The sequence below is a fragment of the Occallatibacter sp. genome, from assembly GCF_036502485.1.
GTDB lineage: Bacteria > Acidobacteriota > Terriglobia > Terriglobales > Acidobacteriaceae > Telmatobacter.
This window is the reverse complement of the sequence record NZ_DASXYM010000029.1, coordinates 1-14,043: the sequence shown is the minus strand read 5'-3', so window position 1 is coordinate 14,043 and position 14,043 is coordinate 1. Positions and strand designations below refer to the sequence as shown.

Annotated in this window: 12 protein-coding genes and 1 pseudogene; 6 read left to right on the top strand and 7 right to left on the bottom strand. The window is 56.6% G+C overall.

What is annotated here, in order from left to right:
* Positions 1–37 precede the first annotated feature (37 nt).
* A complete protein-coding gene (locus VGL22_RS05250; protein WP_465265842.1) occupies positions 38–1,585 on the top strand; it encodes a hypothetical protein in 1,548 nt (515 codons plus the stop codon).
* Positions 1,586–1,872: 287 nt separating this feature from the next.
* On the opposite strand, the gene VGL22_RS05245 is transcribed toward VGL22_RS05250, so the two are convergent.
* From VGL22_RS05245 to VGL22_RS05220, 6 genes are all read right to left on the bottom strand, one after another.
* Positions 1,873–2,688, bottom strand: coding sequence for a Crp/Fnr family transcriptional regulator (locus tag VGL22_RS05245; RefSeq protein WP_465265841.1), 816 nt, complete (start codon positions 2,686–2,688; stop codon positions 1,873–1,875).
* Between the two features lie 464 nt (positions 2,689–3,152).
* Positions 3,153–3,719 carry an RNA polymerase sigma factor gene (locus tag VGL22_RS05240; RefSeq protein ID WP_465265840.1) on the bottom strand — a complete coding sequence of 189 codons (567 nt, stop codon included), beginning with the start codon at positions 3,717–3,719 and terminating at the stop codon, positions 3,153–3,155.
* A gap of 604 nt (positions 3,720–4,323) precedes the next feature.
* Positions 4,324–5,949, bottom strand: coding sequence for a cytochrome-c peroxidase (locus VGL22_RS05235; protein ID WP_465265839.1), 1,626 nt, complete (start codon positions 5,947–5,949; stop codon positions 4,324–4,326).
* 771 nt (positions 5,950–6,720) lie between these two features.
* Positions 6,721–7,080, bottom strand: a complete 360-nt coding sequence (locus VGL22_RS05230) for a cupin domain-containing protein (RefSeq protein WP_465265838.1) — start codon at positions 7,078–7,080, stop codon at positions 6,721–6,723.
* Positions 7,077–7,418, bottom strand: coding sequence for a cupin domain-containing protein (locus tag VGL22_RS05225; RefSeq protein ID WP_465265837.1), 342 nt, complete (start codon positions 7,416–7,418; stop codon positions 7,077–7,079). The genes VGL22_RS05230 and VGL22_RS05225 overlap by 4 nt, the downstream gene beginning before the upstream one ends.
* Before the next feature lie 353 nt (positions 7,419–7,771).
* Positions 7,772–8,413: an isochorismatase family protein gene (locus tag VGL22_RS05220; protein WP_465265836.1), complete on the bottom strand. Its 642-nt coding sequence runs from the start codon at positions 8,411–8,413 to the stop codon at positions 7,772–7,774.
* 894 nt (positions 8,414–9,307) lie between these two features.
* On the opposite strand from VGL22_RS05220, the gene VGL22_RS05215 reads away from it, so the two are divergent.
* From VGL22_RS05215 to VGL22_RS05195, 5 genes and pseudogenes are all read left to right on the top strand, one after another.
* On the top strand, positions 9,308–10,129 hold the full coding sequence (locus VGL22_RS05215; protein ID WP_465265835.1) for a tetratricopeptide repeat protein: 822 nt from the start codon (positions 9,308–9,310) through the stop codon (positions 10,127–10,129).
* A gap of 167 nt (positions 10,130–10,296) precedes the next feature.
* Positions 10,297–10,602: a carboxymuconolactone decarboxylase family protein gene (locus VGL22_RS05210; RefSeq protein ID WP_465265834.1), complete on the top strand. Its 306-nt coding sequence runs from the start codon at positions 10,297–10,299 to the stop codon at positions 10,600–10,602.
* Positions 10,603–10,857: 255 nt separating this feature from the next.
* Positions 10,858–11,691 (top strand): annotated as a pseudogene (locus tag VGL22_RS05205) (DHA2 family efflux MFS transporter permease subunit); the annotation flags it as partial.
* A gap of 130 nt (positions 11,692–11,821) precedes the next feature.
* Positions 11,822–12,382: an MFS transporter gene (locus VGL22_RS05200; RefSeq protein WP_465265833.1), complete on the top strand. Its 561-nt coding sequence runs from the start codon at positions 11,822–11,824 to the stop codon at positions 12,380–12,382.
* 27 nt (positions 12,383–12,409) lie between these two features.
* A complete protein-coding gene (locus tag VGL22_RS05195; protein ID WP_465265832.1) occupies positions 12,410–12,886 on the top strand; it encodes a cupin domain-containing protein in 477 nt (158 codons plus the stop codon).
* Positions 12,887–13,118: 232 nt separating this feature from the next.
* On the opposite strand, the gene VGL22_RS05190 is transcribed toward VGL22_RS05195, so the two are convergent.
* The coding region (locus tag VGL22_RS05190) for a zinc-binding dehydrogenase (protein WP_465265831.1) at positions 13,119–14,043 on the bottom strand (925 nt) is incomplete at its 5' end.

The window sequence follows — 14,043 nt, the reverse complement described above, 5'->3', positions numbered from 1 at the left end:
TTCGCAGACGAAGACCGAGAATGCGAAAGGAGACAGAGTGCCCCCGGGAACGGTGTTCCGGACCTCGGACAGGTGCGTGGCATGCCATAACGGACTGAAGACGCGGGAAGGCGAGGACATTTCGATCGGGCTCGACTGGAGCGCGAGCATTATGGCAAATGCTTCGCGAGACCCGTACTGGCAAGCAAGCGTGCGGAGAGAATCGATCGATCATCCAGAGTCGAAGCAGGCGATTGAGGACGATTGCTCGATCTGCCACATGCCGGCACTTCGTATGGCAGACCGGGATGCTGGGCACCACACGGAGGTCCTGGCCCGTTTTCCACTGAAGAAGTTTCCTGAGGGAAATCAGGCGGCGGAGGATGGGGTAACGTGCTCGGTCTGTCACCAGATTGAGAATGTGGGACTCGGAACGCCGTCGACGTTCGTTGGGAATGTGACCATCGCAAAGCCCGATGCAAAGGGCGATCGTCCAGAATATGGCCCGTTTGCGATTGACAAAGGACATCAGACGTTGATGCACTCCTCGACCGCGACCTACAGGCCCACCGAAGGGCACCATATGAGCGACCCCGGACTTTGCGGAAGTTGCCACACCCTCTATACGGACGCGTTGGGACCGCATGGGGAGAAGATCGGCAGGTTTCCTGAGCAGGTGCCGTTCCAGGAGTGGCAGCATAGCGAGTATTCGGAGGGTCGGACGAGGCAGACATGCCAGCAGTGTCATATGCCTCGAGTTGATGAGGCGGTGGCGATCACAGCTTTGTATGGCCAACCGCGGGAGGGGATGCACCGGCATGTATTCGTGGGTGCGAACTTCCTGATGCAGGGAATGCTCCAGGATCATCGAGACGAATTGGCCACAGCGGCCGAACCGGAGGAGTTGGACGCGGCAGTGAAACGGACAACCGAGTTCCTGCGGACGAAGTCCGCGAAGGTGACGATCCTCGTCGTTGAGCGGACAACGAACGGGCTAGCGGTGGAGGTAGAGGTCGAGAACCTGACTGGGCACAAGCTGCCAACTGCCTATCCTTCAAGGCGTGCGTGGCTGCATGTTCTGGTGCGAGACGGAAATGGGCGGCTTGTATTCGAGTCGGGAGCGCTCAATGCCGATGGATCGATTGCGGGAAACGACAATGATCAGGACCCGCTCAGATTCGAGCCGTATTATCGGGAGATTACGAAGCCCGACCAAGTGGAAATCTACGAGCCGATTCTGAAGGACTCAAGTGGGAAGGTAACGACCGGGCTGCTGCACGCTGTGGGATATCTGAAGGACAGCCGCTTGCTGCCGAAGGGGTTCGACAAAGGTACGGCCGAGAAGGATGTCGCGGTAGTGGGTGACGCGGCAGATGATCCGGCGTTCAATGACAAGGGAAGCCAAGTGCGATATTTGCTGTCGACTGGCAAAGCGGCAGGGCCTTTCCAGGTTGAGGCAGAGTTGTGGTATCAGCCGATAGGGTTCCGGTGGGCCCACAACCTGCAACCTTACAAGGCAAGTGAACCGCAACGGATGGTCAAATACTACGAAGAGGCGTCGCAGAAATCTGCGGTAATGCTTGCGAAGGCTGAGGCGAGACGATAGCGGGGGCACCCACGGCGGAATTGAGGCGTTGCCAAATTGCGAGAGCTTGCGGTATGAGTGCTAACAGCGCGCGAGTGTCAAGTCATGCTGCGACTTTTCACAGGTGATGGTTCCACCGGTCATCCTCATTTTCGGACCTTATACTGCCCGTTGTTCCGTCGGCACGCGCGGCCTCCTAATATCTGATAGACTTGCGCCTTTTACCGCAGGACGATGACGATTGCCGGAATGAGAAGTACAGCGGAGCGCTCGCCCGAACCTGGGTCAGAACGTAGAGTGGAAACCCGTCAGCCTGCAAGAAGCTTCAGCTTGGCATGGTTGCGAATGACGACAAGGGAACCGCGGAGTGCGATGAGTTCCTCACGTTCAAATTGCCTCATGATGCGATTAACTGTCTCTCTCGATGAGTTGACCATCTCAGCGAGTTCGCCGAATGTCCAATTCATCCGAATCGACATCGGCAAACAGTCTCTGCGTGGGAACTCCAGGCAGTTCAGTAGCAGTTGTGCCAGGCGCTCGCGAACAGAGTCCGGCAACCCGAGACGACGGATTCCACGTAACACTCCCTCATGATCACGAGCTAATGCTCGTGTGGCGAAGGAGTTGACTTCACCAGAGGTGTGCAGCATCTCTACGAATTCGTTCCGCGGTATGGCGACCAGGATGCTTGGTTCAAGGGTCTGGGCAAGAAACTCATGATCGGTCTGGTTCAAAACGGCGCTAAGTCCGAGGAGGTCTTCAGCAACGGCGAATCTAAAGACCACACAACGGCCCCTACGTGAATTGAGAGACAATTTAAGTTTTCCCTCACGCACAATATAGATGGAATTCGCTGGATCGCCATGCTGGAAGACTGCGGTCCGAGCTGGATAGTGACTGAGCCGTCCGATTTGTTCCAGCTGTCCGATCGCTCCGGCGTTCGAACTGGAGCCACTGCCTTTGGCACGCTGGATTGGCGACGAGAATGTAGGGCCAGGGGTGGACCGAACCTTTTTGTGATCCCAATTTGTAGGATTTTCCGTTCTGAGGCTGCCCAGAGACGGTACCGTATCCACGATTTTGAAGCAAGCCTTTCTCGTGTTATTCGTTTGAATGTTGGTCATGTGATCCTTCCTGGAAACCGGAGCAATATTGAAGTGAGCAAATCTACTCACCAACATTTGTCGGTCCCGGTGATGTTTTGTGGAAAACGCTGCCAGTGGTTGATCTCCGTCGATAGCCGAAACATATCTCGATTGCGCGCGCCACTAGGATCGTTGTTGTCCGTCAGCTCAACCTTTTCCGTGTTCCTGCCTCTCTTCTCCTCTTGACATTTTCAAGATCGCCTCCCGCAAGCTCCTCAGGTGCACTTTCCATGCCAGACTCGTGGCGGTACTAAATGGTGCACCGCCGGGACTTCTGTGATGCATGTCAGTTGCATGCCTGTTTGTGTCTAACCTCAATGTCAAAATTCCGACTGTGATGGAGTGGGAGTGGCGACGATGTCAAAACCGTTCAGGAGTGCTTGCGACGTGCGAACGGCTGTTTGCGCTAGATGTCCGGACGACTTGATTGCCCGGGGCCTCTCTTACTCCAGAGCTTTGCGCAAAATAGCTCGGGCCCGCAACAGGCGGGACTTGGTTGCCGTGACAGAGATGCCTGCTAGTTCGGCGATCTCCTTCACCCGTCGGTCCGTTGATTGTTGCATCTCGATCACGGTGCGCAAATCTGGCCTCAGCTCACGGATTGCGCGTTTCAATCGCTCAGCGCTCTGACGCCTGACGTAATGCGTTTCCGCGTTCTCTGTGTAGTCCGCAAATTCCCGAGTCCGATAGGCCTCGCCATCGGTGAGTTCCATCGAGGTCTCGGGGCGTGACCGCCTCCTCCGCAACATCATGAGTGCTGAATTTATCGCGATGCGCGTGATCCAGGTCGAAAATGCGGCCCGGCCATCGAAACCCCTAAGATGCACGAGAGCCTTTATCCATGCATCCTGAATTACGTCTTCGGTATCAGCTCGGTTCTTTGTGATCCGATAGACATTCCTGAATGCCGCCTTCGAGTGCCGCCTCCACAGTTCTGCAAATGCGGAACGATCCCCTGATTTCGCAACCTCGACCAGAATTTCATCCGATTCAGCCGGAACGAGATTCACCTCGGTTTCGTCGTCTGATCTACATGTATCCATCCGAATTCCTCAATGTGAAGTCAGCACCTGCGGGATTCAGCGGCCCTTCGAACAGCCGGAATCGACTGGTTGCCATCTACTGAGCAATCCGATTGCCAGCGATGTGCGCTACGCGTTTGAGGATTCAATTCAATGATTTTAGTGAGTTATATATACGGCGACTAACGCTGCGGCTTGCGCAGATGTCAAAAACTGGTGTCCATGACAAGATGTCGACACCACAATCGGCGTTACCGAATTTGAGGGTTGCGAGTGAAAAAGCCTGAACGCGGTGGACGACATTCATCTAGAAGGTGCACCGACTGGCCATCATCTCAAGCAATTTCGGCGTTGCCTGTGCGCGAAGGAGACTCGTCGTTTTCAAACAGTCGAAACGTCCGGCCAACGCGGCGCGTGGGCTTTGTCAGGCAGAATCAGCAAGCTTCGGCGCACTACCTGAGGCAACAAGAGTGCACACACTTTGGTCCAGTACCGAAACTTTCAAGAAGCACACTTGACCACAGTTGGAGACGCGAACAAAGTGCGGGCCCCTGCTTGCGATAGAGGCCCGGCCGGCGTGAGATTCGTCGTTTCAGTTGGCTCCGTGAGGTTGATTTCCGCCGCTATTACGTGCTTCCTGCCGTTGCAGGTCCTTGCGGATCTCCTTAAGATTGCGCTGAATCTTCGCAGTGACACTGGGATTACTCGTTGCGTAGCCGTCAGTCAGCGTTTTCAGGAAGGCCACGACGTCGTTCTCATCCTCATCGCTGAGACCCAGAGCGCCGACAGTGGTATCTTCGTTGGCAGTCACCTCGGGAGCCGGCCAGCAGGTCTTTTTTACGTTGGGATCGTTTGGCGAGGTGCAGATGGTATCGCGCGTGTTATAGAAGTGCACAACTTCCTTCAGGCTCTTGAGGTACCCATTGTGCATGTAGGATTTCACGAAACCTGGGTACGGGCGCTGATCGACATTACGTAGCGTGGGCACCCGCATCTTGCCGTCGAACTTGGGAGCCAGTTGCATCCACTCCGGATCCGGAACTGGTGATCCTTGTGCGCCGCTCAGGAATGCGCCAACTCCCAGGTCCACATACGCCAGGCCCACTGGGTTGGCGACAAAGCCATATTTATCGGGACTGTTCTCGTAGAGGTACGGGATTCTGGTGTTCTTGGGGAGTCCCAGGTTGGAAGAGGTGAAGTCCGTGAACAGCGGAGCTGCGTCTGCCGCTGTGCCGCCCGTTGCACCGTTGGCATTGCCGCTCAGGTGGCAGGTGTTGCACTGGCCCTGCCCGTTAAAGAGTTGATATCCGTGCATTTCCTGAGAGGTCAATTGTGCATTGCCCGCAAGGTAGGCATCGAACTTCGAGCTAAAGGCATTGACGGTATTCGAGCCTTCATACGCTGCAATCGACAACCCGAATTGATCATAGACGGTGTTGGCGCGAGTGCGGTCCTCGGAGCTTAGACTCAACTGCGGACCAACGCCACCTGCGCCCGCTGGACTTGAGCACATCTTTTCTGCATTGGCCGGCCATTGGATCGATTCGATCGTCGAGCCCCATACCTTCACGAACAGCGACTCGTAATTCCCCTTCACGATCCGGTAAGCGACGCACGCGGTGTCAGGCAATCCCATTTCGACCGGATTGGTGGGGGGCCCTTGTGCCTGTTCCGCGGCGGCACTCTGCAACCGCGATCCAGTCGCGCGCATATCCCAGAAGTTGCCTCCGTAGAAGTCCTGCTGAGTGGCGTTGTAGTGAAGAACTGGCGCCAATGTTGCGTAGCTATAGCTTTGCGGCTTTCGGTCGCTAAACCGTCCCATCACCGATCCCGGATATGCGACCGTGGTTTCATTCAGTGTCTGGCTAGCACCAGTGTAGCCCGTACTGGGCATGTGACACGTACTGCAGGCCTCGTTCCTTTGCACCGACAAGGAGCGATCGAACAATTCGAGTTTGCCCAAGGTTTGAATCTGAACCATCGAACTCATTTCGGTATTGATCATCTTGAGCGTCTGGGCTTCGGTAGCGTCTATCTGATGGTTGATCTGCTGTAGTTCTCCCATGGCCCCGGGCGGGAGGGGAAAGCCAGTGGAGTTTCTTGAATCATCCGTCGGTGCGGCGTCGGCGCGCACAGAACGAATATGACCCGTCAGCGCTATAAATGGCGCCGCGAGCGCAAGTGTGAGCGAAGTACATACCATGATTCTCTTTCGCACAGATAACTCCTTCTTAGCAACAGTGCGCGATAGCGCAAAGGCGCAGGTTAACCGCTCCGTCCTCGTACGAGCGGAATTGGCGTACGGACTGCGCCAATAATCCAGGCAGCGCAGTTTACGAGTTGGAGTAGGCACAAGTTAGGACCATCTGTCGCGCGCGACGGATTTGGTAGAGCGCGGAGAACGGACTTGAAGGGCAAGGCCGATGAAGCTTTCAAGAAAACAGCAGCACTCCCTGCCCCGCGATTAGGCGTAGATGCCCGCCGGGATTGCTCGGACGCAGCAAACTGCAGATTTATTTGAAGAGCCCTGCGTATGTATAGGTACGCCGGGCCAACATTCGCACGTCTGGAAGTATGCCGGAGTAAAACCACCGCTTTGCACGGATCGTCATTGGAGATCGCTGGCACTTTTAACCGCCAGTCACAGTGCCTGCTGCGGCAACAGTTTGGCGGATAATGCTTGCCGCAGATTCAAATGTCTTCGCACTCGCTGGGAAACCTTCTCGACTCGCAGCACCAACTTATGGCCTGTTGCGCGATTCTCCACTCCGAATTCCTGTTAAGCGTTGGCAAAAACAAGCCGCTTCCTTACACACATATCAGCAACTAGACTATTGAGCGGGTTGGGCGAACTCCTCAGGGAAAAGCGTTCATCGAATTGAATTTCCCGGCAACTAGCTGCCAACTCCTGGATCTGCCTCCGAAGTGAGAGCAACTTCGGTCTTGGTGATGCTCGCCAGGAAGTCTTCGCCGGTGCCAATTTGCTCCTTTACAAGGCGCGATGGGGTGTGGGCAAGCCACTCACCCAGAGAAACTCCTGGTGCTCGGCCGTCGGGAAAACCTCCAGAAATATCAGGTCGTGATCGCCCATGTTCTCGATGTAGTGCGGCTGCGACTGATCGATGTAGCCTACGTCGCCGGGGTGGAAGTCCATAGTGCTGGCGTGCGTGCCGGCAGTGAAGACTGTCAGACGAGCTGTGCCCTTCACGTAGTACTGCCACTCATCCGCGTTTGGGTGCCAGTGCAGCTCCCGCAGCCGACCGGGCTTCACTGTTACGATTGCCGCGGCGATGTTCGTGATCGGGAAGTTGTGCCGGTCGACGATCTTCACGTTGCCGCCAGCCGTCACCTGAGATCTCCTTCGTTCACGTCCTCAACAAAGGCCCGGCCCTTCTGGTCGACTGCCGCGATGCGCGCGCTGCCTGCCGTCATAAATGCCCACTCGGAACCCACGTGCCAGTGCAATTCGCGGACACCGCCGGCGATCAGACGCATCTCCACGCCGACCATCCTCTTCGACAATGGGAAGTCGCGCACCGTCACCTGGCGAGTCCAGCCGCCCGACTCTATGCGTCTGTGGGCGATGGCAAAGGGGTACTTGAACGCAGGCTGGCCACCCACATCTGCTTCCGGCGGGTACACCGACTTTTGCTCCTGCGCTTCCAGGCCAGAGTTCTTCGCCCCCAATTCTTTCTCGTTGATCCCGGTGTGTGTCCCTACTCATGTCCTTCGTCTGCTGCGCCGCAGCTAGAATTGGAAGGCTCGCTGCCGCTACCAGCGCAGGCGAGGTCTTCTCCACAAACGATCGCCGGCCGACACGGTCATTGCTTATTACCTTGTCTTGTTCTGTCATTCAGTCCCTTCCTTTTGGTCTGATCCAGCGCAATGGACACCTCTCGTGCCAGCTCTTTTGAATTCCGCAGGTCACTTCGTCAACATGGTGCTTGCGATTCAATAGCGATGTTGTTCATCTCGTAGCTTGGCGCGATCAGCCGTTTAGGTCCGTGAATGGTCCATCCTCTATCTCCAGTGCACCGGTTTCAGCGCGTGCCTTCCTTGAGACTCAGCAGGTCCCACTCCCATAGCAGGCCCTGCCCAAAAGCGCCGCCCCGCTGTGCGAACAATTTAGTGACCTGTTCGGCGGTTGCTGCACGTGCCCAGTCGCGCTGCAGTTCGGACACATACGCCCAAGTTGTGATCGGGCGCGCGCCTGCCTGCACCATGCGTTCCACCGCCATGTCGTGGGCTTCGCACGAAGCACCGCCGCAGGCATCTGTGACGACATACACCTCAAAGCCCGCGTCGAGCGCGGAAAGGACAGGCATAGCAATGCACACCTCGGTCCACTGCCCTGCGATCACAAGTTTCTTCCGTCCCGTCTTCTCTACCCAGTCGACGATGCGCGGGTCTTCCCACGAGTTGAGAGTCGTCCGGTCGATCGGCTTCACTGCCTTACTCGCCTCGGCCAGCGGCGCAACCAAACCCTGACGCTCCTTGAAGGCGGTTGTAGTCAGCATTGGCACTTTGAAGATCTCTGCCGCCTCGACGAGGGCCACGGCATCGTTGATGATCTCGCTCGCGTCGTGCGAGCGAATGGTGAGCATCTGTAGATACTGGTGGTCGATCATCAGCAGCGAATGATTATCCGGGCTGAGTAGCGTCTTGGCTGGGCGTGCAGGCATGACATTTCTCCTTTAGCAGGGTTTGCGTGACGAACAAGGTCTTGGGTGCTCAAGACCAGGATCAGGTGGCTGCAAGCGCGCGATCCGATCGTTAGTTCCAGGCCATCGCGGTTAGTCCTTCATGTGACGAATGCATCTATGCCCGAAACCGCATTGAGGAGAAATAGTGAGATCAAAGCGGAACTGTCGCCGAGTCGCTTGCCGTCCGAACAAGCTCTGAAAACGAACCGGCACCTCTTTCTTCTTCATGATCCTGAACGCAAGCGCTTGTACTAACCGGAATCCTTCTTGATCACCAATACTTGTTTGCAAGCTGATTACCAAATGCCGGCACGTCACCACATTCTTGTCGGAACTTCGCTTTTCTTCTAAGTGACTGAACCGGCATGCGGTCTCAGGGTCGAGAAATACGGACACAAGTAGTGACTGGATCCGGGTGTCGAAGACATTTCGACACTTGCTGGAGCCGCGTCGAAAAATCGACTCTCTTTCAAAGGGGCCCCCAGTTTTCCAACGCACAAACTATTCATCAGCCCAATGCGGCAGGCCGCCATCACTTAAGAAGTGTGCCGAACCCTCAGAGGGATTTCCAGATCGCTCCATGGAGATTGAAGTGAAGCTCCTAATGCACGAAACAGTGAATCCATTCTCCACAAAATAGTCAAGATATTGATAGCGCTTCGGGCGATGAAGCGAACGATTGAATTCGTGCTCTCACTGACAGAATGAGCGGTTGCCATGCTCCATCAGTGATCCCGCCGGCCTAATTCATTCCGATTTGTCACGTTCACAGCACGGATTGGCAACGTGCTTGCTTTTTTCCGAGTGACGATCTGAAGGAGCAGTGCCCATCGTAGGCTCCATGACCGTCAGGGATTTAAGGGAGTGATGTCTATGAGCTCTAGGATCTGGCTCTCGATTTCAGACGTGCGTGCTGTTGTGCAACGCTCACCGATTGCAAAAAGCTCGCGATTATTAGCTGCCATGCTGGCCTTCTCAGCCGGACTCGCATCAGGGCAGGTTGACTCAACCAAATTCTTGGACAAGTCACCGTCACAAAACAACGTGTCAGTTAATCAGTTGCTTACGCCGAATAAGGCACAGAGAGCGACTGAGAAGGCGCGCGAGGACCTGATTCATGGACGCTTTGAGTCGGCGCAAAGGGAGGCTGAACTGGCGCTCGATATCTTCCCACGTTGTGCCATAGCACTCGATATTCAGGGAGTGGTGAACTTAAGGCGAGCTAACTATGCTGAAGCCGCCCGCGAGTTCCAGCGGGCAATCGACGCCGATCCAGCGTTGGGCGCTGCATATCTGGGTTTGGGTCTTACCTACACTTACCAGGGACGCTTTAAAGAGGCTCTCGTTCCGCTGGATCGCGCAGCTGCGTTTCTGCCGAGCTCATGGACCGTGCACTTCGAAGCCGCGCTGTCTCATCTGGGTGTCGGAGAACCTGACACCGCTCTCAAAGAGGTTACATATGCGGAGCGATTCATGGGGGTTGATCCGCAGAAGAGAGTAGGAGTGTCCTACCTGCGTGGCGTGGCGCTGTTCCAGTTGCAAGGCTATGACGCGGCAAGAGTGGAACTGAATAAGGCGCTCAGGCTCGATCCGAGGGGCATTTATTCGACGCTTGCGAGAAGAAAGCTGGAGCAACTCAAATCGATGGAAAGCCATCAGGAGTTCGAGCTTTCCACCGCGCGTGGTCCTTTCTGAGTCTGGCCGAAGTCTTTCTACTGACCGGATGTCCCGTTTCGCGCCACGAGACATCCGGTTCTGTGAGAGATGTTAGAAATCAACTTTGATACTGCGTATCTAAGTGCGCTCCCCATACGTTTCATAGTCGGATACGCCTTATCTAAAACCAAAATGGAGTCGCCCCCATGTTTGATATGAAAAACCTCTCTCGGCTGAAGAGGCTTGATGAGAATGCACCCGAAACGATGAAAGCCTTTTGGGTTTTTGACAAAGAAGCGTTCAAAGGCGGTGCCATTGACATGTTGCACAAGCAGTTGATGGCCGTCGCCGTTGCGCTGACTACGCAGTGCCCATACTGCATTGAGTTGCATGTAAGAGCGGCCCGTCAAGCCGGCACAAATGACGAGATGCTGACAGAAGCAGCGATAGTCGCGGCCGCGATGCGCCCGGGCGCGTCGATCACGCACGCGACGCACTTGTTCAAGGAATAACGAACGTGAAAGTCGCGAAGCAAGCGATGGTCGCGTCCCATGTGTTGAGGCTCGATTGCAACAGGCCGGCGACTTATCGATGAGTTTCGTTAATTGATTTCCATCTGCTGCCCTCCAGCATCGAGGGACTGGACGCTACACAAATGCAACTTCAAGCGGTCGTACGCATCTATCGGGATGAGACAGGTTGAGTTGCTCCCCGCTCGAATGGTTCTACCGCGGCGGTTCTTTTCTCCGCTCCATCGAAGCTGATCAATGAGCGCATTCGCGCACCCTAAGGGCATCCTTGATCATTCATTCGTCGGCGACCTCCTTTTCCCACCGCGGCTGCGCGTCGCATTGACCTTTACATGTGAAACGCCAAGGAGCGAGCAAAGCATGTCGGAGCAGGACGAAGCACTACCAGGAGGACCGAGCGCGGACCGGCCGTCAGCCGCGGTTCAGGCCCCCGCATTTGCCTCCACAGTCGAGAGTCCGTGGATCGTAGCCCTCTCGGTCATGCTGGCGACGTTCATGGAGGTTCTGGACACCGCGATCGCCTCCGTGGCTCTCCCTTACATCGCGGGCTCCCTGTCGGCCTCCAGCGACGAAGCTACGTGGGTGCTGACCAGCTACTTAGTTGCTAATGCGATCGTGCTTCCCGCTTCGAACTGGTTTTCGATGCGGATCGGGCGCAAGCGCTTCTTCATCATCTGTGTCGCCATCTTCACAGGATCGTCGCTCGCGTGTGGCGCTGCGCCCACGCTTGGCTTCATTCTGGCAGCGCGTGTACTGCAGGGGGCCGGCGGCGGAGCTCTGCAACCGCTGTCGCAGTCCATCCTTCTGGAGAGTTTTCCACCGGAGAAGCGCGGCGTCGCCATGGCGTTGTTTGGGTTCGGCGTGGTGTGCGCCCCCGTCCTCGGACCCACACTGGGAGGCTGGCTCACTGACGCCTATAGCTGGCGTTACGCGTTCTATATCAATATACCTGTCGGCATCCTGGCTATCCTCATGATCGGCCGATTTGTCAAAGACCCGCCGAACATGAGGGGATCGAAGTCGATTGCTTTCGACGGCATCGGCTTGGGCACGCTGGTGGTATGGATCGGCTGCCTGCAGATCATCCTCGACAAAGGTCAGGAAGACGACTGGTTCGGCGCCGTCTGGATCCGCTGGGCCGCACTGCTCCTGGTGGCTGTCCGAACGGTTCGACGCGCGATATTTGCTCACTTTCGGCTTTATGCTCTTTGCGGCGACCACGCTGTACATGGGCAGCGTGACCACCGAGATCAGCCCCTGGACGCTGTTGGTCCCCATCCTGATTACCGGTTTTGGAGTGGGATTTATCTTTGTGCCCATCAGCACACAGGCGTACGGAACTTTGCCCCGCGAGCAGATTGGTGCGGCGAGCGGGCTTTACAACCTGATGCGCAACATTGGCGGCTTGATCGGAGTCTCGCTGACAGCTACGCTCTTGACCCGGCGCAGTATTGCCCATCAGAGCGAGATGACGAATTACAGTCCCCGCAGCGGCCAGCAATTCCAATTGGCGCTGCAAACAGAGATGGGCGCCCTGGGCAGCCATTTCGGCCCGGCACACGCCCGGTATCCTGCCGAATTGCAGCTGTACCGCCAATTGCTCTATCAGGCCACCGATTGGGCGTTTGTCGATGTGTTCCGCTGGCTGGCCCTGCTCTGCCTGTCGGGGGCGGGGATCGTGTGGCTCTTCAAGCGCGTACAAAGGGGCGCCCGCCCGCCGGAGCCGGTGCGCACTGACGCGAGACGGGCAATGGCCGCTTAGGGGGTCTGCTGAGCAAACGGACAAACCATGGAGACGATCGAGATGATTTCCAAATACCGAATCGGAGAAATAGCTGCCATCATCGCTGGAGCGTCTCTGGCGGCCGTAATTGCTCAAAGCGGTCCTCACAACGTAGCGAGCGGCGACCGCGAAATCCTATTGCAGACTATGCGATCCTGGAATGGCAAACCTTACACACGCTATCCCACGGGACAACCTCAACTCACAACGATCAAACTGACTATCGCACCTCATACGGCGTTGCCGTGGCATACTCATCCGTTCCCAAATGTTGTTTATGTGCTATCTGGCTCTCTCACTTTGCACGAAAGGGCCAGCGGCAAGACTCTTGTCGTTCATCAAGGTCAAGCGGTCGGAGAGTCCGTTGACGATGTGCACCGGGGAGAATCGGGTGACGAACCCACAGTACTGCTGATCACCTATGCCGGCACTCCGGGCGTCGCGACCTCAATTCCGGCGAAGGGTGAGAAAGCGGAGTATTGATTCTGTATGTGTATGCACAGGATTTTTCTCCAGAACGGCTGAAGTCATTAGTTCTTGCCGATGCTCTGTCGAGGTAGAGGTGCAGTTGCTAAAGGAGCCTCAGACAGCTTTTTGCGGGAGAGAGAACTCGCTACGCAGAGGGCGAGTTTGATGCCTGGGGCAAAAAGCGGTTCTGTGGGCGGTCATTCACGACAAGGCCCGCTCTGGCTGGGTCTTGTCGTAGATGAGTTGGTCAGGCCGCGGCGTTGAGTAGATTGTGGGGATCGATCACGAACTTCTTCGCTGCTCCCTTGTCGAAGTCCTTGTAGCCTCGCGGCGCGTCGTCGAGAGTGATGACGGTTGCGTTGACGATCTTCGCGATGGGCAGACGGTCGTGCAGAATGGCCTGCATGAGCTGCCGGTTGTATTTGAGGACGGGGGTCTGGCCGGTGAAGAAGCTGTGCGACTTCGCCCAGCCGAGGCCGAAGCGCATACTAAGGTTGCCGGTCTGAGCCGCCTTGTCGTGTGCACCGGGATCCTCGGTGACGTAGAGGCCGGGAATGCCGATGGAGCCGGCGGCGCGGGTGATCGACATAAGCGAATTGAGAACGGCCGCGGGCGCTTCCGTTGCGTTGTGCCCGTGCGACTTTGCCTCGAAGCCGACCGCATCGATTGCAGCGTCGACCTCGGGTTTGCCGACGATCTCGGCGATCTGGTCTTCAAGCGAAGCGTCCCTTGTCAGGTCGATGGGCTCATAGCCGACAGCTTTGACGTGAGCAAGGCGCTCGGCATTCATGTCTCCGACCAAGACAACCGCAGCACCGAGGATGTGGGCAGAGGCGGCAGCAGCCATGCCGACCGGGCCTGCACCGGCAACGTAGACAGTAGATCCGACACCGACGCCTGCGTTGATTGCCCCGTGGAAACCGGTGGGGAGGATGTCCGTGAGCATGGTGAGATCCTTGATCTTCGCCATGGCCTGGGCCTTATCGGGAAATGGGATGAGGTTGAAGCCGGCGTAAGGGACTGTGACGTATTCGGCCTGGCCGCCGATCCATCCACCCATGTCGACGTAGCCGTAGGCTCCGCCGGCGCGACCAGGGTTGACGTTGAGACAGACTCCGGTCTCCTCTGAGCGGCAGGTGCGGCAGCGGCCGCAAGCGACGTTGAAGGGGACG